The organism is Pseudoxanthomonas sp. Root65 (assembly GCF_001427635.1).
Lineage (GTDB): Bacteria > Pseudomonadota > Gammaproteobacteria > Xanthomonadales > Xanthomonadaceae > Pseudoxanthomonas_A.
Window position 1 is genome coordinate 188930 of sequence record NZ_LMHA01000001.1, and the last position, 22642, is coordinate 211571.

Annotated in this window: 17 protein-coding genes and 1 pseudogene; 4 read left to right on the forward strand and 14 right to left on the reverse strand. The window is 67.5% G+C overall.

Annotation, left to right across the window (positions count from 1 at the left end):
* Positions 1–119: 119 nt before the first annotated feature.
* From ASD77_RS00780 to ASD77_RS00790, 3 genes are all read right to left on the reverse strand, one after another.
* Complete coding sequence (locus ASD77_RS00780; RefSeq protein WP_055935968.1) at positions 120–2240, reverse strand: GGDEF domain-containing protein; 2121 nt, start codon at positions 2238–2240, stop codon at positions 120–122.
* Positions 2237–3118, reverse strand: coding sequence for a phosphate/phosphite/phosphonate ABC transporter substrate-binding protein (locus ASD77_RS00785; RefSeq protein ID WP_055940794.1), 882 nt, complete (start codon positions 3116–3118; stop codon positions 2237–2239). The genes ASD77_RS00780 and ASD77_RS00785 overlap by 4 nt, the downstream gene beginning before the upstream one ends.
* A 98-nt stretch (positions 3119–3216) precedes the next feature.
* Positions 3217–4023 (reverse strand): RNA methyltransferase, encoded by an 807-nt coding sequence (locus ASD77_RS00790; protein ID WP_055935970.1) that lies wholly within the window; start codon positions 4021–4023, stop codon positions 3217–3219.
* Between the two features lie 95 nt (positions 4024–4118).
* Here ASD77_RS00790 and ASD77_RS00795 point away from each other — a divergent pair, with 95 nt between their 5' ends.
* Complete coding sequence (locus tag ASD77_RS00795) at positions 4119–4940, forward strand: inositol monophosphatase family protein (RefSeq protein ID WP_055935972.1); 822 nt, start codon at positions 4119–4121, stop codon at positions 4938–4940.
* Between the two features lie 236 nt (positions 4941–5176).
* On the opposite strand, the gene secF is transcribed toward ASD77_RS00795, so the two are convergent.
* The 6 genes from secF to ASD77_RS00825 form a co-directional block, all read right to left on the reverse strand.
* Entirely contained in the window at positions 5177–6151 is a 975-nt protein-coding gene (secF, locus tag ASD77_RS00800; RefSeq protein WP_055935975.1) for a protein translocase subunit SecF, read from the reverse strand.
* Positions 6152–6164: 13 nt separating this feature from the next.
* A complete protein-coding gene (gene secD, locus ASD77_RS00805) occupies positions 6165–8048 on the reverse strand; it encodes a protein translocase subunit SecD (protein ID WP_055935980.1) in 1884 nt (627 codons plus the stop codon).
* 101 nt (positions 8049–8149) lie between these two features.
* Entirely contained in the window at positions 8150–8488 is a 339-nt protein-coding gene (yajC, locus tag ASD77_RS00810; protein ID WP_055940797.1) for a preprotein translocase subunit YajC, read from the reverse strand.
* A gap of 277 nt (positions 8489–8765) precedes the next feature.
* On the reverse strand, positions 8766–9905 hold the full coding sequence (gene tgt, locus ASD77_RS00815; RefSeq protein WP_055935982.1) for a tRNA guanosine(34) transglycosylase Tgt: 1140 nt from the start codon (positions 9903–9905) through the stop codon (positions 8766–8768).
* Positions 9906–10056: 151 nt separating this feature from the next.
* Complete coding sequence (gene queA, locus ASD77_RS00820; RefSeq protein ID WP_055935985.1) at positions 10057–11091, reverse strand: tRNA preQ1(34) S-adenosylmethionine ribosyltransferase-isomerase QueA; 1035 nt, start codon at positions 11089–11091, stop codon at positions 10057–10059.
* A 56-nt stretch (positions 11092–11147) separates the two neighbouring features.
* Entirely contained in the window at positions 11148–11579 is a 432-nt protein-coding gene (locus tag ASD77_RS00825; RefSeq protein ID WP_055935988.1) for an Lrp/AsnC family transcriptional regulator, read from the reverse strand.
* A 119-nt stretch (positions 11580–11698) separates the two neighbouring features.
* Between ASD77_RS00825 and ASD77_RS00830 the strand changes: the two genes are divergently transcribed.
* A complete protein-coding gene (locus ASD77_RS00830; protein WP_055935991.1) occupies positions 11699–13195 on the forward strand; it encodes an aminotransferase class III-fold pyridoxal phosphate-dependent enzyme in 1497 nt (498 codons plus the stop codon).
* A 109-nt stretch (positions 13196–13304) separates the two neighbouring features.
* Here ASD77_RS00830 and ASD77_RS00835 read toward each other — a convergent pair whose 3' ends face one another.
* The 3 genes from ASD77_RS00835 to ASD77_RS00845 all read right to left on the reverse strand — a co-directional run bounded on the left by ASD77_RS00835 (position 13305) and on the right by ASD77_RS00845 (position 16451).
* Positions 13305–13901: an inorganic diphosphatase gene (locus ASD77_RS00835; protein WP_055935993.1), complete on the reverse strand. Its 597-nt coding sequence runs from the start codon at positions 13899–13901 to the stop codon at positions 13305–13307.
* Between the two features lie 100 nt (positions 13902–14001).
* Positions 14002–15366, reverse strand: coding sequence for a metallophosphoesterase family protein (locus ASD77_RS00840; protein WP_156383418.1), 1365 nt, complete (start codon positions 15364–15366; stop codon positions 14002–14004).
* 20 nt (positions 15367–15386) lie between these two features.
* Positions 15387–16451, reverse strand: a complete 1065-nt coding sequence (locus ASD77_RS00845; RefSeq protein ID WP_055940803.1) for a phytase — start codon at positions 16449–16451, stop codon at positions 15387–15389.
* 268 nt (positions 16452–16719) lie between these two features.
* On the opposite strand from ASD77_RS00845, the gene ASD77_RS00850 reads away from it, so the two are divergent.
* Together ASD77_RS00850 and upp are read left to right on the forward strand one after the other, a co-directional pair.
* The gene (locus tag ASD77_RS00850; RefSeq protein WP_055935996.1) at positions 16720–19095 is read left to right on the forward strand and encodes a TonB-dependent receptor; all 2376 of its coding nucleotides are present in this window, start codon (positions 16720–16722) and stop codon (positions 19093–19095) included.
* Between the two features lie 112 nt (positions 19096–19207).
* Positions 19208–19840 (forward strand): uracil phosphoribosyltransferase, encoded by a 633-nt coding sequence (upp, locus tag ASD77_RS00855; RefSeq protein WP_055935999.1) that lies wholly within the window; start codon positions 19208–19210, stop codon positions 19838–19840.
* Between the two features lie 106 nt (positions 19841–19946).
* Here upp and ASD77_RS00860 read toward each other — a convergent pair whose 3' ends face one another.
* Complete coding sequence (locus tag ASD77_RS00860) at positions 19947–20837, reverse strand: MBL fold metallo-hydrolase (RefSeq protein ID WP_055936002.1); 891 nt, start codon at positions 20835–20837, stop codon at positions 19947–19949.
* 100 nt (positions 20838–20937) lie between these two features.
* A pseudogene (gene ggt / locus ASD77_RS00865) lies at positions 20938–22593 on the reverse strand (gamma-glutamyltransferase); the annotation flags it as partial.
* Between the last annotated feature and the right edge of the window lie 49 nt (positions 22594–22642).

The following is a 22642-nucleotide window of genomic DNA, read 5'->3' on the forward strand; positions in this document are numbered from 1 at the left end:
CCCCGCGTCCGGCGTCGGCAGGAATGTCGGGTGTGGGAGCGACGTGAGTCGCGATTGTCTGCGGATGCCGGTAAAAGCTCGCGACTTACATCGCTCCCACAGACAGCATCCCGGATGTTTCAGGCCACCAGCTGCGCGAACTCCGCCGCGGTGACCGGATATCCCAGCCAGTAGCCCTGCGCCAGGTCGCAGCCGCGCTCGCGCAGCAGGTTGAACTGGCCTTCCTTCTCCACGCCCTCGGCCACGACGGTGATGCCCAGCGAGTGCGCCATCGCGATGATCGCGGTGGTCAGCGCCAGGTCGTCGGGGTCGCGCAGCATGTCGGCGATGAAACTACGGTCGATCTTCACCCCGTCCACCGGCACGCGGCGCAGGTGGCTGAGGCCCGAGAAGCCGGTGCCGAAATCGTCCAGCCACACTTTCACGCCGGTGCGGTGCAGCGTGGCGAGCAGCGCGCTGGCATGCGCCTCGTCGCTGATGACGGCGGTTTCGGTGAGCTCCAGGTGCAAGCGCGAGGCGGCCAGCCCGGTGTCGCGCAGGCACTCGGCGACCACGTCCGGCAGGTCGCCGCTGCGCAGCTGGCGCGGCGACACGTTGACCGACACGAACAGCGGATCGAGCGCGTCGCGATCCGTGCCCCAGCGCGCGGCCGCCGTGCACGCCGCCCGCAGCACGCGCGGCCCGATGCTCTCGATCAATCCGCTCTGCTCGGCCACGTCGATGAACACCGACGGCGCCACCATGCCCAGCTCCGGATGCTGCCAGCGCAGCAGCGCTTCGGCGCCGACGATGCGGCTGTCGGCCATGCGGAATACCGGCTGGTACATCAGGCTCAGTTCGCCGCGCTCCCAGGCGCCGCGCAGTTCCTGCTCCATGCGCACGCGGCGCTCGACGGCCTGGTCCATCGCGCGGCTGTAGAAGCGGTAGCAGTTCTTGCCTGCCACCTTGGCCTGGTACATCGCGATGTCGCCGTTCTTCATCAGCGCCGTCGCGCCGGAGGCATCCTCCGGGAACAGGGTGATACCGATGGACGTACCCAGGAACACCTGGCGGTCCTGCACGACGATGGGACGCCCCAGCTCGGCCACCAGCTTTTCCGCCAGGCGGGTGGCGCTGCCGCGCACGTCGCCGTCCTGGATGAGGATGACGAACTCGTCGCCGCCGAAGCGCGCCAGCAAGGCATCGTCGCCGCCCATCAGTTCGACCGCGTCGCGGATGCGGTGCGCGAACTGCTGCAGCACTTCGTCGCCCGCTTCATGGCCCAGCGTGTCGTTGACGCGCTTGAAGTCGTCGATGTCGGCGAACAGCAGCGCCAGCTGGCGGCCGGCGCCGCGCAACATCATCAGGCGGTGGTCCAGGCTCTCGCGGAACGCCAGGCGGTTGGTCAGGCCGGTCAGCGAATCGGTGTAGGCCATGCGCCGCACGTCGCGGTCGTGCCGCGCGATGCTGTCGCTCATGGTGCCGAACGCGCGTACCAATTCGCCGACTTCGTCCTGGCGCTCGCTGGACATGCGTTCGCCGTTGTAATTGCCCACTTCGATATCGTGCGCCGCGCGGGCGAGCTGGCGGATCGGCCGGACCAGCGTGCGCTGCGCGTACAGCATGATCGCCACGCAGACCGCCACCAGCGCCGCCAGCAGCAGCGCGATCCAGCCCAAGTGGCGCGCACCCAGTTCGTTGAGGCGCTCGCGGGCCTCGGTGACCGCCTTCTCTTCGTAGGCACGCACCGACGCCACCGAATACCCCACGCGCACGCCGCCGATGCGCTCGCTGCCGATCATGATCGGTTCGGACACATCCACGATCTGCGCCGACCACTGCGTATGCATGCTGCGCGCGTTGACCGCTTCGTACGCCAGCGGATCGGTCATGGTCTGGCCGTACACCGCGATGTCGGCGGTGCCGTCGTGGATGATCCGGCCCTGGTTGTCGTACACCAGCACGTAGCTGACGTCGGGCTCCTTCTGCGCCGAACGCACGATGCTGCCGATCGTGTCGAGATCGAAGTAGTACAGCGGATTGGCCAGCGCGTCACCCAACTGGTCCACGGTGGCTTCGCCGTGGCGGCGCAGGCTGTCCTCGACCATCCCGTGCATGGCGTCGCGGCCGAGGTCGGCGACCTCCTGCTGCATCACCTTCTGCCGGTGCAGCAGCGTGCCCAGCAGCGCGATCACCACCACCAGCATCAGCGCCATCGCCGCCAGGAAGCGGGCCTGCAGGCCGAAGCGCATCGGCTTCATTCGACCTGCTCCCGGACGCGGATCACGCCGCGGCGCAGGTCATCCAGCGCCTGCTGCGACGCCGGATCCACCGGCAGGAAGCGGGTGGTGCGGAAGAACACGTTCAGCGCATCGCGCGCGGCGGGATCGCCGGCGGCCTCCATCAGCACCTCGCGCAGGCGTGCCTCGATCCTCGGGTCGAGATCGCCGCGCACCATCTCCAGCGCACGCGGGAAATCCTGCGTCTCGTGGATCACGCGGAAGTCGCGACGGAAGGCCGGCGGCATGCGGCGCACGTCGTCCCAGTCCAGGTTGCTCACCACACCGGCATCGACCAGGCGCTTGTGCACCCAGGCGGCGATATTGAGCTCGGAACGGGCGAACACGTAGCCCACCGAATCGGCCGACGGCCGGTCCATCGGCGACAGCAGGATCTCCATCCGCTGGCCGGCGTCCAGCAACGCCACCGACGGCGCGAAGTAGGCGCTGGTCGAGGCCGTGTTCTGGAACGCCACCGTCCGCCCCTTCAGGTCGGCCAGCCGCTCCAGGCCACTGTCGCGGCGGACGAAGAACACGCCGTGGTAGCGACTCACGCCGCCGCGCTCGGTCAGCAGCAGGGGACGTGCGCCGGCGCGTTCCTGCAGCCGCATGCCGGTGCCGGCGGTCTCGGTGACCCAGTCCACCCGGCCGCGGCGCAGGTAGCTGGTCATCTGCTGCGCGTCGCGCGCCATCAGGATGCGGCCTTCGGTGATGCCGACATCGCGCATCCGCGGAACCACGTAGTCCAGCAGCGGCTTGAGCTGTTCGTAGTGCGCCTTGGGGTCGTCGCTGATGCGGCCGAGGACCAGGACGCGTTCATCGCCGGCGGCGCTGGCCGGCGCGACGGCGGCGGCAAGCAGGGCGGCCCCGAGGGCGAGCAGCGCAAGGCGGAACCAGGTTGTACGCAACGATAGGCGCCCGCCAGAACGATGGCGGCAGCCTATCGGAAAACGTGAGCTCAAGACAGTGATCCGTCCCCGCGACTGCCCGCCAGCCGGGCCATGCGCTGGGCATCGGCGAGGATGCCGCGCAGCAGCCGCACTTCCTGTTCGTTCAGGTCGGCCTTGGCGAACAGCCGCCGCAACTTGCGCATGGCCGAGTCCGGCGTGCGTCCCTTGTGGAAGTCGATCGCGTCCAACGTGTCGCCCAACTGGGCGAAGAAGCCTTCCATGTGCGCATGGCTGGCCGGCGCCTCGTCCGGAGGGACCGGCTCCGTGTGCGCCGGCGCGACACCTTCCAGCAACGCGAGCCTCAGCTCGTAGGCCAGTACCTGTACGGCGGCGGCCAGGTTCAAGGAGCTGTATTCGGGATTCGCCGGGATATGCACGGCGGCGTGGCAGAGCTGCAGTTCCTCGTTGCTCAGGCCGGTACGCTCGCGACCGAACACCAGCGCCACTTCGCCGCCCGCCGCGGCCCGCGCCACGGCCAGTGCGGCGGCCTGGCGTGGCGCATGTTCCTCCAGTTGGACGCGGCGGCTGCGCGCCGTGCATCCGAGCACCAGGTGGCAGTCCGCCACCGCCTCGGCCAGGGTGGCCACCACGGGCGCGTCGCCGAGCAGGTCGTCGGCACCGGCCGCACGCCGGAAGGCCTCTTCGGCGGGATAGTCCTCGGGGGCCACCAGCACCAGTCGGGCCAGCCCCATCGTCTTCAGGGCGCGCGCGGCGGCACCGATGTTGCCGGGATGCTGGGTGCCGACCAGCACCACGCGCAGTCGGGCGGCGGTGGCCGGGGAAAGGGAATCGGTAACGGAAACGGGCGTGTTCATGGGGGCAAATGGTAAACTGCGCAGGCCGGCCTCCGCGCCGTGCCGCTCTTTTCCACTTGTTCGCCCTACCCCACGCCTGTCCGAGGTTCGTTCGCATGCAGAAGCCCGTCGTCACCGTCATGACCAAGGCCGCCCGCCTCGCCGGCAACGTGCTGTTGCGCAGCATCAACAAGCTGGATGCGCTGAACGTGGTGCAGAAGGAGCGGATGGACTACGCGAGCGAAGTCGATGCCGATGCCGAGAAGGTCATCATCAAGGAACTGCGCCGCGCCTACCCGGATTACGGGTTCGTGGGCGAGGAAAGCGGCGCCCAGATCAACGGCCGCTACACCTTCGTGATCGACCCGCTGGACGGCACCAGCAACTACCTGCGCGGCTTCCCGCACTACTGCGTTTCCATCGCCCTGGTGGACAACGGCGAACCGACCGACGCGGTGATCTTCGATCCGCTGCGCAACGACCTGTTCACCGCCAGCCGCGGCGCGGGCGCCCAGCTCAACGAGCGCCGCATCCGCGTGGCCGACCGCAAGGACCTGGCCGGCACCGTCGTCACCACCGGCTTCCCGCCGCGCGAGCGCGCCCGCGCCGGCGCGCAGCTGGAATGCGTGCGCGAACTGCTGGTGCACGCCGAGGACATCCGCCGGACCGGTTCGGCGGCGCTGGACCTGGCCTACGTGGCCTGCGGCCGCGTCGATGCGTATTTCGAGGCCGGCGTGAAGGACTGGGACATCGCCGCCGGCGTGCTGCTGGTGCGCGAGGCCGGCGGCAAGGTCTGCGACTTCCGCGGCGCCGCGCTCGGCAAGATCGACGGCCGCACTGCCCTGCCCCGCCAGATCGTCGCCGGCAACCTCAAGGTCGCCGAAGCGTTGCAGAAGACGATCGTGTCGTCGGGTTACGCCGCTTCGTTCAACGGCTGACCGCCGCTGTTTTGGATGCGGGAGCGACGTAAGTCGCGAAACGGCAATCCTCGCTGCCCGAGATGCCCGCAAGCGCCTCTGGACCGACCCCGGCCCGGCGTACTCCCACGGGGACGTGCAGGTCGTTGATCGCGACTTACGTCGCTCCCACACCCACATCTCCACATCCCCACATCCGGCGCCCACAAAAAAGGCCACGCATTGCGTGGCCTTTTTCGATCCCTGGCTGCCGGAGCTTACGGACGACGCGCCAGCAGCGCTTCGTCCTTCGCCTTCGGCATCAGGTCCTGCTTGGTGACCGTCAGGAAGCCGATGGTCAGCAGCGGGCAGGCCACGAAGATCGACGAGACCGTGCCCAGCACGATGCCGATCATCTGCGACAGCGCCATGCCTTCCAGCGAACCGCCGCCGTACAGGTACAGGGCGAACACGGTCAGGAACGCGACGAACGAGGTGATGATCGTGCGCGACAGCGTCTGGTTGATCGAGCGGTTCAGGATCTCCATCGGCTCGGCGCGCAGGTTGCGGAAGTTCTCGCGCACGCGGTCGAACACCACGATCTTGTCGTTGATCGAGAAGCCCATCACCGACAGCAGGCCGGCCAGGATGGTCAGGTCGAACTCGATGCCGCTGGCGGCGAAGAAGCCGGCCACGATCAGCACGTCAGCCAGGGTCGTGACGATGGCCGAGACCGCGAACTTCCACTCGAAGCGCACCGCGATGTAGATCAGGAAGCCGACCACCACGAACAGCAGCGTATACAGGCCGTTGAGCGCGAGCTCCTTGCCGACCTGCGGGCCGACGAACTCGCTGCGCATCACGGTCGCCGCGTTGCCCTCGCTCGACGCCAGGCGCAGCACATCGGCCGCCGTACGGTTGCTGGCCTCGGCGTCGGCGGCCGTACCGGCGTCCTCGCGGGGCTGCAGGCGCACCAGCAGATCGCTACCGGTGCCGAAGGTCTGCACCTGCGCGCTGCCGTAGCCACCGGCCTGCAGGCGCTCGCGCACGGCATCCACGTCGGGCGGCGTCTGGAAGCGCAGTTCGACCACGGTGCCGCCGGTGAAGTCCAGCGCGAAGTTGAAGCTCTTGAACGCGATGGCGCCGATCGCGGCGATCGCCAGCAGCGCCGCGATGCCGATCGACACCCAGCGCACGCGCATGAAGTTGAAGTTGGTGGTGTGCGGAATCAGCCGCAACGGGAAAAGGCTCATCTTCTGTCTCCCGTCAGATGGCGATGGACTTGATCTTGCGGCGGCCGCCGTAGATCAGGGTGGCGATGCCGCGCGACACGGTGACGGCGGTGAACACGGAGGTCAGGATGCCGATGACCATGGTCACTGCGAAGCCCTTCAACGGGCCGGTGCCGAAGGCATACAGCGCCACGCCCGCCAGCAGTGCGGTCATGTTGGAGTCGAAGATGGTGCCCGACGCCTTGTCGTAACCGGTCGCGATGGCCGCCTGCGGCGGCACGCCGGCCCGCAGTTCCTCGCGTATGCGTTCGTTGATCAGCACGTTGGCGTCCACCGACATGCCGATGGTCAGCGCCAGGCCGGCGAAGCCGGGCAAGGTCATCGTTGCGCCGAACAGCGACATCACCGCCACCACCATCACCAGGTTGAGCAGCAGCGCGATGCAGGTGATCAGGCCGAACATGCGGTAGTACACCAGGAAGAACGCCAGCGCGAAGATGAAGGAGAACACCACCGCCTTGGTGCCGCGCTCCACGTTTTCCTTGCCCAGGCTGGGGCCGACCACGCGCTCTTCGATGAAATCCATCGGCGCGGCCAGCGAACCGGCGCGCAGCAGCTTGGCCAGGTTGTCGGCTTCGGTCTTCTCCAGGCCGGTGGTCTGGAAGTTCTTGCCGAACACGCCGGCGATGCGCGTCGGCGACAGCGCCTCTTCGCGCACGCGCACGCTGCGCACTTCCTTGCCGTCGACCATGGTCACGGTCGGCACGCGCTCGATGTACACCACCGACATCAGCTTGCCGACATTGGCGCTGGTGTAGTCGAACATGCGCTGGCCGGCGATGTTGTTGAGGGTCACGTCGACCGCCGGCAGGCCGTTGTTGTCCACGCCCACGCGGGCATTGACCATCTCGTCGCCGGACGCCAGCACGCGCTTGTTGAGCAGCACCGGGCCCGCGTTGTCGCGCAACTGGTAGACCTTGGCCTCCGGCGGGATGCGGCCGCTGGCCACGGCGTCGGCGGCATTGCCTTCCACCACGGCGCGGAATTCCAGCGTCGCGGTCGCGCCGATCAGGCGCTTGGCCTCGGCGGTGTCCTGCACGCCGGGCAGCTGCACCACCACGCGGTCGTCGCCCTGGCGCTGGATGATCGGTTCGGCCACGCCGATCTCGTTGATGCGGTTGCGCAGCGTGGTGAGGTTCTGCTCGATCGCCTCGCTGGCGATCTGCTCCAGCTCCGCCTGCGGCAGGCCGATGGTGATCTGCTGTCCGGTGGCCTGGTAGGTCAGGCCGGACCCCGTGGCCAGCGTGCCGGCATTGTTGCCGCGCGAACTGAGCGTCTGCGCAAGCGCCTGCTGCGCCGCCGCCACGTCCTCGCCGTCGGCCAGCGTCACCACGATGCTGTTGTTCGGACGACGTTCGACCGAGGTGTAACGGATGCGCTTGTCGCGCAGGGTGACGCGGGTGTCTTCCAGGTAGCCGTCCACGCGCTTGTCCAGCGCCGCCTTCTGGTCGACCTGCAGCACGAAGTGCACGCCGCCCTGCAGGTCCAGGCCCTGCACCATCGGCCGGGCACCGGTCGTGCCCAGCCAGTCCGGCACGGTGGACGCCAGGCTCAGCGCGACCAGATAGTCGTCGCCCAGCGCCTTGCGCAGTGCGTCGTTGGCCGTGGTCTGCGCGTCCAGACTGGGCAGGCGCACCAGCATGCTGGCGGCCTCGGTGTCGACCTCCTTGGCCTGCACGCCCGCGTCCTTCAGCGCGGCGTCGACGCGTCCGCGCAGGGCGGCGTCGATGGCGAAGCCGCGGTTGGCGGTGATCTGCACGGAGGGATCCTGCGGGTACAGGTTGGGCAGCGCATACAGCGCGCTCGCCAACACGACGATCAGGATCAGGACGTATTTCCAGCGAGGGAATTCAAGCATCGTGGCGACCCGCGCAGGCCCTTCCCGGGCATGCGCTCAACAATGGTTCGGAAACAACGGAATCCGCACCGCCACCTGGGCAGCGGCACGGAGGAGGCGGATCAGGCGGACTTCAGCGTGCCCTTCGGCAGCACGTTGCCCACGGCGGCCTTCTGCACGCGCACGCGCACGTTGTCGGCCACTTCCAGGGTCACGAAGTTGTCGCCGATGTCGGTGACGGTGCCGGCAATGCCGCCGGAGGTGATGACTTCGTCGCCCTTGGACAGCTTGTCCAGCATGGAGCGGTGCTCCTTGGCGCGCTTCATCTGCGGGCGGATCATCAGGAAGTACATGATGGCGATCAGCGCGATCGGCATCAGCAGGCCGAAGCCGCCCATGCCCTGCTGGGCCGGTGCGGCCTGGGCGAACACGGGGGCAACGAAGAAATCAAGCAGATTCATGGACTTGTCCATTGGGTATGAAAAGCAGCCGGGGATTATGCCACGCGTCGGGAAGCCCCGCCCGGGCTTCTCCACCGGCCCGGACCGGAAAAGACCGCATCGGCGCCGGATGGTTCCCGGCCGGTGGTCCCACGCGGCTCCACCTCGGGGGCTCCGCCTTGCCCGCTAAGCCTGTAGGAGCGCCCCATTGGCGCGATGCCCTTCGGGCGACCCAAGGAGGGCATCGCGGGCGTGGCCCGCTCCCACCGAGGGAACGGACCGAAGGAGGTCCGATCGCCTACAGGGGCGCGGGGGCCACACCCCGGGCCGCATAGAAGGCGGCCCGGAAATCGGCGAACCGCCCTTCCGCGATGGCCGCGCGCATCTGCGCCATCACCTGCTGGTAGTACCAGAGGTTGTGCAGCGTGCCCAGCATCGGCGCGAGCATCTCGTTGCAGCGGTCCAGGTGGCGCAGGTAGCTGCGGGTGAAGCCGTTGCGGCAGGCGTAGCAGCCGCAGCCGGGCTCGATCGGCTGCAGGTCGTGTTCGTACTTCGCGTTGCGGATGCGCACCGTGCCGGCCGAGGTGAAGTAGTGGCCGTTGCGGGCGTTGCGGGTCGGCATGACGCAGTCGAACATGTCCACGCCGCGCGCCACCGCTTCCACCAGGTCTTCGGGCCGGCCCACGCCCATCAGGTAGCGCGGCTGGTCGGCAGGCAGCTGCGGGCAGGTGTGTTCGAGCGTGGTGTTGCGCTCCTGCTCGGTCTCGCCGACCGCCAGGCCACCGATCGCGTAGCCGTCGAAACCGATCGCCCTCAACCCCTCCGCCGAGCGCGTGCGCAGGTCGTGGTGCACGCCCCCCTGCACGATGCCGAACAGGGCGGCGTCGTTGCCTTCGTGCGCGCGCCTGGAGCGCTCGGCCCAGCGCAGCGACAGTTCCATCGATCGTTCGATGACGCGCGGGTCGACCGGCTTGCCATCGAGGTTCACCGGCGGACATTCGTCGAAGATCATGACGATGTCCGATCCCAGCACACGCTGGATGTTCATGCTTTCCTCGGGACCGAGGAACACCTTGCTGCCGTCCACCGGCGAGGCGAACGTCACGCCCTGCTCGGTGATCTTGCGCCGGTGCGCCAGCGAGAACACCTGGAAGCCGCCGGAGTCGGTGAGGATGGGCTTGTCCCAACGCGCGAACCCGTGCAAGCCGCCATGCGCACCGATCACGTTCAGGCCGGGCCGCAGGTACAGATGGAAGGTGTTGCCAAGGATGATCTCGGCACCCAGGTCCTCGACGTGTTCCGGCAGGATGCCCTTCACCGAGCCGTAGGTGCCCACCGGCATGAACGCCGGCGTTTCGATGGTGCCACGCGGGAACGTCAACCGTCCGCGGCGCGCGGCGCCGTCGGTAGTCAACAGGTCGAAGGACATGCGGCTCATGCGACCACCCTGCCGCGCGACCCATCCCCGTCATTCCGGCGAAAGCCGGAATCTATTTTGCTGTTGGTGTTGCGGCTGAAAGCCAAAATCAAAATGGTTTCCGGCTTCCGCCGGAATGACGATCCGATTCCTGGCGCGACACGGGCACGACTCACTTGGCTTCCTCCGGAAACAACAGCATCGCGTCCCCATAGGAAAAGAACCGGTACTGCGCGCGCACCGCGTGCGCGTAGGCGGCCATGATCCGGTCCTTGCCGGCGAACGCGCTGACCAGCATCAGCAACGTGCTTTCCGGCAGGTGGAAGTTGGTGACCATCGCATCGACGCTGCGGATGCGGTAGCCGGGGAAGATGAAGATCTGCGTCTCGCCTGCGAACGGTTGCAGCTCGCCATCGCGCATCGCCGATTCAAGCGCGCGCACGACCGTCGTGCCCACCGCGATCACGCGCCCGCCACGCGCGCGCGCCGCACGCACCTGCTCGACCAATGCGGCACCCACGTTGAGCCATTCGCTGTGCATGCGGTGCTCGTGGATGTCGTCCACGCGCATAGGCTGGAAGGTGCCGGCGCCGACGTGCAGGGTCACGTGGCCGAAGTCCACGCCGCGATCGCGCAAGGTCGCCAACAGCGCGTCGTCGAAATGAAGGCCAGCGGTCGGCGCCGCCACCGCACCCAGTTCGCGCGCGAACACGGTCTGGTAACGCTCGTCGTCGTCCTGCCCCGGCGCACGCTGGATGTACGGCGGCAACGGCAACCGGCCGGCCTTCTGCAACCAGCTTTCCAGCGCGCCGGGCACATGGAAGCGCAGCTGGTAGAACTCGCCATCGCGCCCGATCACCTCCGCCTCGCCGCCGGCATCCAGCTGGATGCGGCTGCCCGGCTTCGGCGACTTGCTGGCGCCGACCTGCGCACGCGCGGCATTTTCAGGCAGCAGGCGCTCGATCAGGATCTCCACCCGGCCACCGCTTTCCTTCTGCCCGAACAGCCGCGCCGGGATCACGCGGGTGTCGTTGAACACCAGCAGGTCGCCCGGCTGCAGCCATTCCGGCAGGTCGCGCACGTGGCGATCGACGAACGGCTCAGCGCCCGGCGGCACCACCAGCAGCCGGCTGGCGGAGCGCTCCGGCAGCGGCGCCTGGGCGATCAGCGCCTCGGGCAGGTCGAAATGGAAGTCGGACTTCTTCACGGTCGGGGCCTTGCGGGGGCGTGCATTGTACGGGAGCCCGCCGGTGCGCTCCGTGGTCAGCGCTCGAACTTGGTCGAGAGCACGATCGACGACGTGGTGCGCTCCACGCCTTCAAGCGCACCGATACGGTCGGTCAGCACGTCCATGTCGCCGACGGTGGGCACCGCGCCGACCGCGATCAGGTCGTGGCTGCCGCTGACCGAGTGCAGCACGCGCAGTTCCGGCATCGCGCGCAGGGCGGCGACCACCGAGGTCATCTGCTTGGGATGCACGGCGATCATGATGTGCGCACGCAGGTGGCTGCGGTCGTATTCGTCGTGCACGCGCACCGTGTAGCCGCTGATCACGCCCTCGCGCTCCAGCCGCTCGATGCGGCTCTGCACCGTGGTCCGCGACAGGTTCAGACGACGAGCGATCTGGGCGGTGGAGGCCCGTGCGTTCTCACGGAGCATTGAGAGCAGTTGCTGGTCGGCGTCGGTGAGCTTCATTGAACGGGCACGATTCGTCGAATCGACGAAATATCCTCCAAATCCGCGCAGTTCACAACTGTCAAACGACGAATTAATCCCGATAATACGGGTTTGCCGATTCCTGCCGGAGGATTGCCATGGCCCTGATCGACCATCTCGCCCCGTTGCGCGCCCATCCGGGCCAGCGCCTGACCCGCGGCCTGGACGACACCGCCATCGAACGACTGGCGAAGGGCCATCCGGACCTGGTCGCCGTGATCGAAGCTGCCGCCGCCGAGCACGCGCGCCTGCAGGACGAGTTCTCCGAGCTGCTGGCGATGGACGAAGCCGAGCAGCTGCGCGTGGTGCAATCCGGCTACGTCAACTTCTACGCCGACGACGCCATCAACCCCTACATCGCGCTCGCCGCGCGCGGCCCGTGGGTGGTCACGCTCAAGGGCGCCGTGCTGTACGACGCCGGTGGCTACGGCATGCTCGGCTTCGGCCATACGCCGGCCGCCGTGCTGGAGGCGATGGCGCGCCCGCAGGTGATGGCCAACATCATGACTCCCAGCCTGTCGCAGCTGCGCTTCGACCGCGCCCTGCGCAAGGAAATCGGCCACACCCGCGGCGGCTGTCCGTTCGCGAAGTTCCTGTGCCTGAACTCCGGTTCGGAGTCCGTGGGCCTGGCCGCCCGCATCGCCGACATCAACAGCAAGCTGATGACCGATCCCGATGGCCGCCACGCCGGCCGCACCATCAAGCGGATCGTGGTGAAAGGCAGCTTCCATGGCCGCACCGAGCGCCCTGCGCTGTACTCGGATTCGTCCCGCAAGTCCTACCAGCAGCACCTGGCCAGCTACCGTGGCGAGGACTCGGTCATCGCCATCCCGCCGTACGACGTGGACGCACTGAAGCAGGCCTTCGCCGATGCGGAGACCAAGGGCTGGTTCGTCGAGGCCGTGTTCCTGGAACCGGTGATGGGCGAAGGCGACCCGGGCCGCTCGGTGCCGCCGGCGTTCTACGCCGCCGCGCGCGAACTGACCCGCAGTCACGGCAGCCTGTTCCTGGTCGACTCCATCCAGGCCGGCCTGCGCGCGCACGGCGTGCTGTCCATCGTCGACTATCCGGGCTTCGAGGGCCTGGATGCGCCGGACATGGAGACCTACTCCAAGGCGCTGAACGCGGCGCAGTACCCGCTGTCGGTGCTTGCCGTGAACGAGCGCGCCGCCGGCCTGTACCGCAAGGGCGTGTACGGCAACACCATGACCACCAACCCGCGCGCGCTGGACGTGGCCTGCGCGACGCTGGCCCAGCTTACCCCGCAGGTGCGCCAGAACATCCGCAAGCGCGGCGCCGAGGCGGTGCAGAAACTGCAGCAGCTGCAGGGCGAACTCGGCGGCATGATCACCAACGTGCAGGGCACCGGCCTGCTGTTCTCGTGCGAACTGTCGCCGGCGTTCAAGTGCTACGGCACCGGTTCCACCGAGGAATGGCTGCGCCAGCAGGGCCTGAACGTCATCCACGGCGGCGCCAACTCGCTGCGCTTCACGCCGCACTTCGCCATCGACGGCGAGGAACTGGACCTGCTGGTCGCCATGGTGGGCAAGGCGCTGCGCGAGGGTCCGCGGATCAGCCAGGCCGCGGCGGCCTGACCTACGCAGATGCTTCATGAAAAAGGCGAGCCTCGGCTCGCCTTTTTTCTTTTCCGTAGGGCGGGCCCTGGCCCGCCGTCTGGATACCGCCGGTGGGCCAAGGCCCACCCTACGGTGGTGTGAAGCGCTCCAGCGATTCGCGGATCAGCGCCCTCGCTTCCTTCGCATCGCCGTAGCCATTGAGCTGCACCGGATTGCGGCCCTTCGGCAGATCCTTGTAGACCCGGAAGAAGGCCTCGATGCGATCCCGTTCGATCTGCGGCAGATCGGCCAGGTCGCGGATGCCGGCATAGGTCGGGTCGACCTTGTCGGTGGGCACGCCGATGATCTTCTCGTCGTGCTTGCCATCATCGAGCATCCGCAGCACGCCGATCGGCCGGAACTTCACCAGTACACCCGGATGCAGCGGCTCGCGCGTCAGCACGAGCGCGTCCAGCGGATCACCGTCGCCGGCCAGCGTGCGCGGCATCGAACCATAGTTGGCGGGGTACGCCACCGGCATCGACTGGAAGCGGTCGACGAAGACCAGACCTTCCTCGTTGATCTCGTACTTGATCATGCTGCCGGCCGGGATCTCGACCGCCAGCAGCACCTCTTCCGGCGCAGCTTTCGGCTGCTGGGCGAGGAACGGATGGCGGATATGGGACTCGCGAGCATGTGCCGTGATGCAGACGAGGAGCAACGCGATGGCGAAAACACGCTTCATAGGGAACTCCTGCGTAGAGCGGAGCTTGCTCCGCTGCTTCTGTAACGGGTTGGCGGCGCGAGAAAAGCAGCCGAGCAAGCTCGGCTCTGCAACGAAGGACTTATTCCCAGCAGCGGTCGGTGCGGCCCTTGAGGGTTTCGGCACGCGTACACGTGCGTTCGTCGATGCGGCCTTCCGCGTGCTCGACCAGCTGCTTGCCCGCCGGGCCGTCATCGACCAGGTCGAACGCGTCGTACAAACGCCCCGTCGCCGTGCGCGCTTCGTAACGCAGGCGCGGGCCATCGAAGCGCACCACCTGGAACAGCTGCGTGTCCTCGGCGACCGGCCGCATGGTCTTGCGCGCTTCGTCCGAGAGCCGGTACTGCTTGGCACCGGTAACCGACACCACGAAGACCGGCGTCGGCGCGTCGTTCTTCAGGCGGCCATAGACGTGGTCATGTCCCTGCAATACCAGATCGACCTTGCGCTTGCGGATCACCGGCAGCAGGTGCTGGCGCAGCAGCACGTTGTCGCGCCCTTCGCGCGGCGAGAAGAACGGCTGGTGGGTCAGCACGATGCTCCAGCGCTTCGGATTGGCGGCGAGCACGTCGTCCAGCCATCCCGCCTGCGCCTTCGCCGTACCCAGATCGAGCGCCGAGGTGCCGTCGATCACCACCACGCGCACGTCCTGGTAGTCGAACCAGTACGTGGTCCGCTTCGCCTGCGCCACCCCGTTGCCCGGCAGCGCGAACGTCACCGGCCAGTGCGCGCCCAGCACGCGGCGTTCCTGCGGGGTGTCCTCGAACTCTTCGAAATACTCGTGGTTGCCCGGTGCCGGCGCGACGACCAGCGAGGTCGGCAGCCCTTCGTTCGCCTCGAACCACTCGCCCCACTCGTTGTCGTCCTCGCCATCGCCGCCGCTGACCAGGTCGCCGGCATACAGCGCGAGCCGCGCGTCCGGCGCATGCCGCATCGCTTCGCGCACCACGCGCGTGGTCAGGCTGACGTTCTTGTTCTGGGTGTCGCCGAAGTACAGCAGCGTCAACGGCGAACCCGCAGACGGTGCCGTGCGCGTGTGGTGCCACGCGCTCCAGGTGCGGTCGCCCTGCACGCGCCACGCGTACAGCGTGTCCGGCTGCAGCCCGTCGACGTCCGCACGATGGTGATGGGCTTCGCCGTTCTCGGTCTTCAGCGGCCTGCTGGTCGCGCCGACCGTGCGTGGCTCGCCCATGTCGGGCGAATCGCCCGCGACCACGATCTCCAGCCTGGGCGATTGGACGACGGTACCGGTGCGCCATGCGACCGAAAAGCCGGTCGCCGCATCCTGCGCCGGCGAGGCCACGATGCGGTCCGGAAAACCGCTCGGCGCATAGCGCACTACGCCCTGCGGCACGCGTGTGTTCGGCTCATGCTGGCGCGCTGTCGCTTCCTGCGCGAGTGTCGTCGCGCAGGTCCCCAGCAACAGCGCGACCAGCATCCCCCTCATCACCGCATCCCCTGCATGCTTCATTCGACGCGACACTCCGGCAGCGACAGGGCCTTGGCGATGTCGCGCCAGTCGAACGCCGCCACGGCCTGGTCGTCGTCGACCGCGTAGAACGCACCCTGCGGGAAGCGCGCATCGGCGCTCTGGTCCAGCCACACGCCGTCGGTGTTCGCGGTCCGGTTGCCGGCGAACGCACCCTTGTAGTCCAGCGTCAGGCGGTCGAACACGTGGAACACGCTGCGGTCCTTGAACTGGTCGGTCGCGATCCAGTAACCGCTGCCGCCCGCGCACTGCGCCAGTGCCATGCCCTCGGCCTGCGCCTTGAACAGATCCGCGCCGATGTCGCGCCCGCGATACGTGCCGTCCAGTCCGTACTCGCGCAGGCGCGTGCCGACGGCGACATCCTCTTCGGCCAACAGCAGTCGGTCGTTCGCCGCATCGCCGAACACGGATTCGGCGATGCGGATCGCCCCTGCCTCGCCGGTGTCGCCGAAGGTGCCGGCCGACGTGGCCTTCCAGCCGCCCTCGGCACGCTGCAGGTGATAGCGTTTGAAGCGCTGGCCCAGTTCGGCCAGCGGCGGTGGCGCGTCTTCGTTCTGCGGCGACATGTAGTTGTCGCTGACGATGACCTCGTATGCATCCTTCTGCGGACGCACCCACAGGCCGTACGGCTGCTTCAGCGCGTCGGCGCCGAACACCAGCAGCGGCTTGAAGTCCGGCAACTGGAAGACCTGCACGCGGCGGTTGTCGCGCTCGACCACCAGCACCAGGTCGTCGATCACGGCGATGCCGTTCGGCCGCTGCATCTGTCCCAGTTCGCTGCCGGGACCGGCGACGGTGCGCAGTTGCTTGCCGGTGCTGCCGTCGTACACCACCAGCCGGTGCGTGTCCTTGGCCGTGGCGATCAGCCAGCGCGTGCCATCGGGCGAGCGCCAGCTGGCGGGCGAATCGACGTTCTCGGCCGGCGTCGCGGCGGTGATGAACGCTTCCGGCACTACCACGTGGGCGATCTTCGCCTCGCTCAGCAGCGGATCCTTCTCGACGTTCTCGTCGGGCTCTTTCTCGCGCACAGGTGTCTCCGCCACGGCGGCAGACGGCGCAGGCGCATCGGGTTTGCCGCCGCAGGCGGCGAGCAGGAAAGGAATCGCAAGCAAGGCAAGGCGTGGTTTCACCGGGTTCCCCATGACATGAAGGCGTCAACAAACTGCCATGTTCTACGCAGCCGGCATGACATTTTCGTGTCAGCGCACTGCACGCGAATACCTGTCACCGCACGGGAACCTCGCTGTCATGTTGCCGCCATGTGACGTGCTTACAAAGTGCCGTTTACTTTCGTCACGGGGACGACACACGATGAAACGCAATGCCTTGGCCGCCTCGCTCTCGCAGGTGCTGTTCTGCGCAGCCCTGCTGCCGGCCAGCCTCGCCGCCACCGCCCAGAACCAGGCGCCGGACGCCGGCGCCGCCGGCGATCCCAAGCAACTGGACACCGTGGTGGTGCAGGCCGAGATCGCCTACCGCGACCGCACCGACGACATCGCGCCCACGCTGGTCTACGACTTGGAATACTTCCAGCGCTTCGAGCCCAACACGGTGGGCGACATGCTCAAGCGCGTACCGGGCGTGGGCTTCGTCGGCTCGGACATCATGGAATACGACGGCGTGCAGCTGCGCGGCCTCGGCGGCGGCTACACCCAGGTGCTGATCAACGGCAAGAAGGTGCCGGGCGCCGGCGACGACCGCTCGTTCTACGTCGACCGCATCCCGGCCGAGATGGTCGACCACATCGAGATCAAGCGCAGCGCCAGCGCCAACCGCAGCGGCGACGCCATGGCCGGCGCCATCAACATCGTACTGCGCGATGCCTACGAGTTCACTGGCAGCTACATCCGCGTCGGCGTGAACCGCTGGGACGATGGCGAGGTCAACCCGACTTTCGGCGCGGTGACCTCGTTCGAGGCGCTCGGTGGCCGCCTGCTGGCCGGCATCAACGTGCAGGACCGCTACCGCGCCAAGACCAAGCGTTCCGACCGTTTCACCGACAGCACCCAGGAAGAGAAGGTCAGCTGGGAAGACCAGACCGAGGTGAAGGACGGCCGCGACTACTCGGCCAACCTGTCCTACACCGCTGATGTGGGCGACGCTGGCCGCTTCAGCGTCGACGCCTTCTACGTCAAGACCGATCGCGACGTGACCGAAGTGTCGTTCGAGGAGGAGCTCGACGACGACGAAACCATCAACGTGCTCGTCCCCGGCCGGGACCCGTACGACCAGAAGAACTACGGCATCGGTGCCGAATACAGGTTCGACATGGGCGGCGGCACCACCGAGGTGAGCGTGGACCACGCGCGCTTCGAGAATTCGCAGGCCACCACCGAGGGCGAACAGGTCTACGTCAGCGGCGCGGAGAACTGGGACGACACCTGGAGCATCCCGGCCGATGCGGAGTGGGACGAAACCGTCTACAGCGCCGAATCCGTGACCGCCAAGGATGCGGAGACCGGCTTCAGGCTGAGCCATGCGCGCCCGGTGGGCGGCGCCGAACTGGAGTTCGGTGTGGACTACCGCACCAAGAAGCGCGAGGGCCTGCTCGTCAGCTACGAGTGGGAAGCCGAAGAGGAAGGCGACGCCCCGAACTCGCTGGCGGACTACGCGCTGGATGGCAGCGTCGCCTCGGTGATCGAGGAAAAACGCCTGGATCCCTACGTGATGCTCAGCAGCAAGGGCGAGGCCTTCTCGTGGGAAGCCGGCCTGCGTTACGAGACCACCAAGTCCGACGTGGAATACCTGGAGGACGAGGAGAGCGAAGGCCGCGTCAGCAAGGACTACAACGAACTGCTGCCGTCGGTGAACCTGCGCTGGAACCTGGGCGACGCCGATCGCATCAGCCTGTCGCTGGCCAAGACCATCAAGCGCCCGAACTTCAACGAGCTGCTGCCCGCCCTGCTGGACGGCGAGTTCGGCGACAACGACTACATCGGCAATCCCGAGCTGGACCCGGAGACCGCCAACGGCCTGGATCTCGGCTTCGAGCACCGCCTGGGCCGCAAGGGCGTGGTCGGGCTGAACTTCTTCTATCGCGACGTCAAGGACCTCATCGAGATCGTCAACACCGGCGAGCCCAGCGAAGAGATGCAGGACGTCTGGGACGAGCTGATCGAGGACGGCGACGCGGTCGACCTGGCCGATGCGATGGCGCAGGAACCGGCCTCGAGCTTCCTGTACACCTCGGCCAATGTCGGCGACGGCAAGGTCTACGGCCTCGAGTTCGACGTCTCCACGCCGCTGTCGGCCATCGGCCTGGACAACACCGGCGTGTTCGCCAACTACTCGTGGGTGAAGTCCAAGGTCGATGACTTCCTGGGCGAACGCCGCTTCAACGACCAGGCCAAGTCGGTCTACAACATCGGCTTCATCCACGACATCCCGAGCTGGGGCGCGAGCTTCGGTGCGACCTACCGCAAGCAGGGCGACGCCTACACGCGCCTGCTGGCCGAGGAAGTCATGATCCGCTACGGCGGCGAACTGGATGTCTTCGTCGAGAAGCGCTTCGGCACCAACGTGTCGGTACGCCTGAGCGCCAACAACCTGCTGGACGCCAGCAAGGACGAGTTCTTCGACAAGTTCAACACCCTGCAGGACCAGATCGACCGCGACTACGACGAGTACGAGCTGGAGACCGAAGAAGCCGGTCCGAGCTACCAGGTGGTGATGCGCTGGGCCTTCTGATCGACGCCATCGCCATGCTCCACGCGGGAAGCCGGCGCATGCCGGCTTCCTGCTTTGTGGGACCCCGGGGTTTGATGCAGACTTCCCGCATCTCCCCTCGCCGTGACCCGCCATGAAGACCGTCGAAGTCCGCCACCCCCTCGTGCAGCACAAGATCGGCCTGCTGCGCAACGCCAGCCTCAACACCAAGGACTTCCGCGAACTCGTCACCGAGTTGGGCACGCTGCTCGCCTACGAGGCCACGGCGGACCTGGAACTGACGAGCGAAACGATGGCGGGCTGGGCGGGGCCGGTGGAGGTGAAGAAGATCGCCGGCGCCAAGATCACCCTGGTGCCCATCCTGCGCGCCGGCCTGGGCATGCTGCCCGGCGTGCTGGCGCTGATCCCCACTGCGCGCGTCAGCGTGGTCGGCCTGCAGCGCGACGAGGAAACGCTGCAGCCGGTGCCGTACTTCGAGAAGCTGACCGGCCGGCTGGAAGAGCGCGACGCCCTGATCCTGGATCCGATGCTGGCCACCGGCGGCACCCTGATCGCTACCATCGACATGCTCAAGCGCGCCGGCGCGAAGCGGATCAAGGGCATCTTCCTGGTCGCCGCACCGGAAGGGCTGAAAGCACTGGAAGCCGCACACCCCGATGTCGAGGTCTATACCGCCGCCATCGACCAACACCTCAATGACAAGGGCTACATCCTGCCCGGCTTGGGCGATGCCGGTGACCGTATTTTCGGCACGCGGGTGGGGTGAGGCGTTTCCTGTCGTAGCGAAGTTTCTTGCTGCGGGAGCGACGTAAGTCGCGAAGACATTGGCCCTGTCGCGACTTACGTCGCTCCCACGACTTGAATCAGACGCGTCACGCCGCCAACGGACGCGCGTGCAGTTCCGCGACCTCGTGGACCACGCCGAACCTGCCCTTCCCGTCGCGGGTGACTTGCGCCAGTGCGCAGCCCGGGTCGTGGGTGAAGAACAGATGGACGTTGCGGGCGAGCTTGTCGTCGAGGAAGGCGCGCTTCTCGTCGATCAGCAGTTCCGCATTGCGGTCGTAACCCATGGTGATGGGCACGTGCACCCAGGAACGACCGGGGATCAGGTCGGCGCAGAACACCACGCCGCCGTGCGGCTGACCATCGATGCGCTCGGGGCCGACGATCTCTGCCAGCATCAGGCCCGGCGTGTGGCCGTCGCTGAAGCTGAAGCGCACGGACTCGCCAAGCACGGTTGAATGGTCGCCGGACACGAGTTCCAGTCGCCCGCTGGCTTCCAGCAAGGGCTGCAGTTCGGGAATAAAGCTCGCGCGATCGCGGGGATGCGGTGTCAGTGCACGCTGCCAGTGGTCGGCGCCGACGACGAAGGTCGCGTTGGGGAACAGCAGTTCCGGCGCCCTGCCCTCCTGCCATGGCGCCAACAGGCCGCCGGCATGGTCGAAGTGCAGATGGCTGAGCACCACCACGTCGATGTCCTCGTGCGAGAAACCGGCCGCCTGCAGCGAATCGAGCAGTACGTGGCGATCTTCCTGCACGCCGAAGCGCGCGCGCATCTTCGGCTCGAAGAACGCACCGATGCCGGTCTCGAACAGCACGGTCTTGCCGTTCAACGGCTGCGCCAGCAGCGCACGGCAGGCCAGTTCGATGCGGTTCTCCGCATCCGGCGGCGACCACTTTTCCCACATGGCGCGCGGCGCGTTGCCGAACATCGCGCCCCCATCGAGTTTCTGGGAATTGCCCAGCAGCGACCAGAGTTTCATGAGGCCGATTCTACGCCCCGTTCTGTGTGGGAGCGACGTCAGTCGCGATGACGCTCCCGGGAAGCCTTTCGCGACTCACGTCGCTCCCACAAGACAGATTTCAGGGCTTCGCAGCGGATTCAACCACCTTCGCCGCCCCCACCGAATTGCGCGGATCGCTCCCACCCCGCAGCGTATTGGTGGTCCTGTCCCACTCCACCGTCTGCAGGTTGCCCCAGACGTGGCTGGAGCCGCGCCCGCCCTGCGCGCTGTTGCCGCGTACCTTGAACGCGTGGCCCATGGCTTCCAGCGCCTGTTGCGACGCAGGCGTCAGCGCGTCGGTCTCCATTTCGATCAGGTCGGGCATCCACTGGTGGTGGAAGCGCGGCAGTGCCGCGACCGCCTGCGGATCCAGGCCGGCGTCGTAACCCAGCACGCCCAGCAGCACCATGGTGATGATGCGGCTGCCACCCGGCGTGCCCAGCACCGCGACCTTGTCCGGCGATGCCAGGAAGGTCGGCGTCATCGAGCTGAGCATGCGCTTGCCCGGCTGCGGCGCATTGGCCTCGTAGCCCATCACGCCGAACGCATTCGGCGTCCCCGGCTTCAACGCGAAGTCGTCCATCTCGTTGTTGAGCAGCACCCCGGTGCCCGGCGGCACCAGACCCGAGCCGAACAACAGATTGACCGTCTGGGTGCCGGCCACGCGGTTGCCCTCGGCATCGATGATCGAGAAGTGCGTGGTTTCTTCGTCTTCCAGCGGCGTCTGCCGGCCCGACAGCTGGTCGCTCGGCGTGGCCTTGTCCGGATTGATCGTCGCGCGCAGGCCGGCCGCGTAGTACGGACTGGTCAGCGTCTTCATCGGGATATCGACGAAGTCGGGATCGCCCAGGTAGAACGTGCGGTCACGGAAGGCGCGGCGCATCGCTTCCACCACCAGATGCGTGCGCTGCGCCTCGTCCAGCTTCGACAGATCGTAGGCGTCGAGGATCTGCAGCATCTGCGCCAGTGCCACGCCGCCGGACGACGGCGGCGGTGCGGTGGTCACCTGCCACTCGTTGTACTTGAACGTCAGCGGTTCGCGCTCACGCACGCTGTAGCCGGCCAGTTCCTTCGCCGTCCATTGGCCGCCTTCGGCTTTCACGCCGGCCAGCAACAGCTTCGCGGTCTCGCCGCGGTAGAAGCCGTCGAAACCCTGCGCCGCCAGCCGCTCCAGCGTGCTTGCCAGGTCCGGCTGCTTGAAGATGTCGCCTTCCTTGATCGGCTGGCCATTGACCAGGAACACCGAACGCGTGCCCTTGTAGCGCTCCATCACCTCGCGACGCGCCTGGTAACCGCGGGCCATGCGCGCATAGACCGGAAACCCGTCGCGCGCCACCCGGATCGCCGGCGCCAGCGAGGTCTTCAGCGGCAGCTTGCCGTACTTCTCCGCCAGATGGACGAACGCCGCCGGCAGGCCCGGAATGCCGGCCGCCCACGGACCGTTCTCGGCACGGTCGCGGTTGAAGTCGCCGTTCGCCAACAGGTACTTGTCCGGCGTGGCCGCAGCGGGCGCGGTCTCGCGCGCATCGATGAAGACCTCCTTGCCGGTCTTGCCGTCGTGCAGCAGGAAGAAGCCGCCACCGCCCAGTCCGGAACTGATCGGCTCCACCACCGACAGCGTCGACGACACCGCGATGGCCGCGTCGAAGGCGTTGCCGCCCTGCGCGATGACATCCAGTCCCGCCTGCGTGGCGAGCGAATGCGCGCTGGCGATGGCGGCACCGGGCGGATGCGAAGGGAATGCAGGGGTGCGGACGGCGTCGGCCGCCAGCGCGGCAGGCGCA

What these genes read in the sequence shown, in the direction of transcription:
- ASD77_RS00780 (WP_055935968.1), bottom strand. Translation starts at nt 2,240, where the DNA reads ATGAAGCCGATGCGCTTCGGCCTGCAGGCCCGCTTCCTGGCGGCGATG.
- ASD77_RS00790 (WP_055935970.1), bottom strand. Translation starts at nt 4,023, where the DNA reads ATGAACACGCCCGTTTCCGTTACCGATTCCCTTTCCCCGGCCACCGCC.
- ASD77_RS00795 (WP_055935972.1), top strand. Translation starts at nt 4,119, where the DNA reads ATGCAGAAGCCCGTCGTCACCGTCATGACCAAGGCCGCCCGCCTCGCC.
- secF (WP_055935975.1), bottom strand. Translation starts at nt 6,151, where the DNA reads ATGAGCCTTTTCCCGTTGCGGCTGATTCCGCACACCACCAACTTCAAC.
- secD (WP_055935980.1), bottom strand. Translation starts at nt 8,048, where the DNA reads ATGCTTGAATTCCCTCGCTGGAAATACGTCCTGATCCTGATCGTCGTG.
- yajC (WP_055940797.1), bottom strand. Translation starts at nt 8,488, where the DNA reads ATGAATCTGCTTGATTTCTTCGTTGCCCCCGTGTTCGCCCAGGCCGCA.
- tgt (WP_055935982.1), bottom strand. Translation starts at nt 9,905, where the DNA reads ATGAGCCGCATGTCCTTCGACCTGTTGACTACCGACGGCGCCGCGCGC.
- ASD77_RS00825 (WP_055935988.1), bottom strand. Translation starts at nt 11,579, where the DNA reads ATGAAGCTCACCGACGCCGACCAGCAACTGCTCTCAATGCTCCGTGAG.
- ASD77_RS00830 (WP_055935991.1), top strand. Translation starts at nt 11,699, where the DNA reads ATGGCCCTGATCGACCATCTCGCCCCGTTGCGCGCCCATCCGGGCCAG.
- ASD77_RS00835 (WP_055935993.1), bottom strand. Translation starts at nt 13,901, where the DNA reads ATGAAGCGTGTTTTCGCCATCGCGTTGCTCCTCGTCTGCATCACGGCA.
- ASD77_RS00840 (WP_156383418.1), bottom strand. Translation starts at nt 15,366, where the DNA reads ATGAGGGGGATGCTGGTCGCGCTGTTGCTGGGGACCTGCGCGACGACA.
- ASD77_RS00850 (WP_055935996.1), top strand. Translation starts at nt 16,720, where the DNA reads ATGAAACGCAATGCCTTGGCCGCCTCGCTCTCGCAGGTGCTGTTCTGC.
- upp (WP_055935999.1), top strand. Translation starts at nt 19,208, where the DNA reads ATGAAGACCGTCGAAGTCCGCCACCCCCTCGTGCAGCACAAGATCGGC.
- ASD77_RS00860 (WP_055936002.1), bottom strand. Translation starts at nt 20,837, where the DNA reads ATGAAACTCTGGTCGCTGCTGGGCAATTCCCAGAAACTCGATGGGGGC.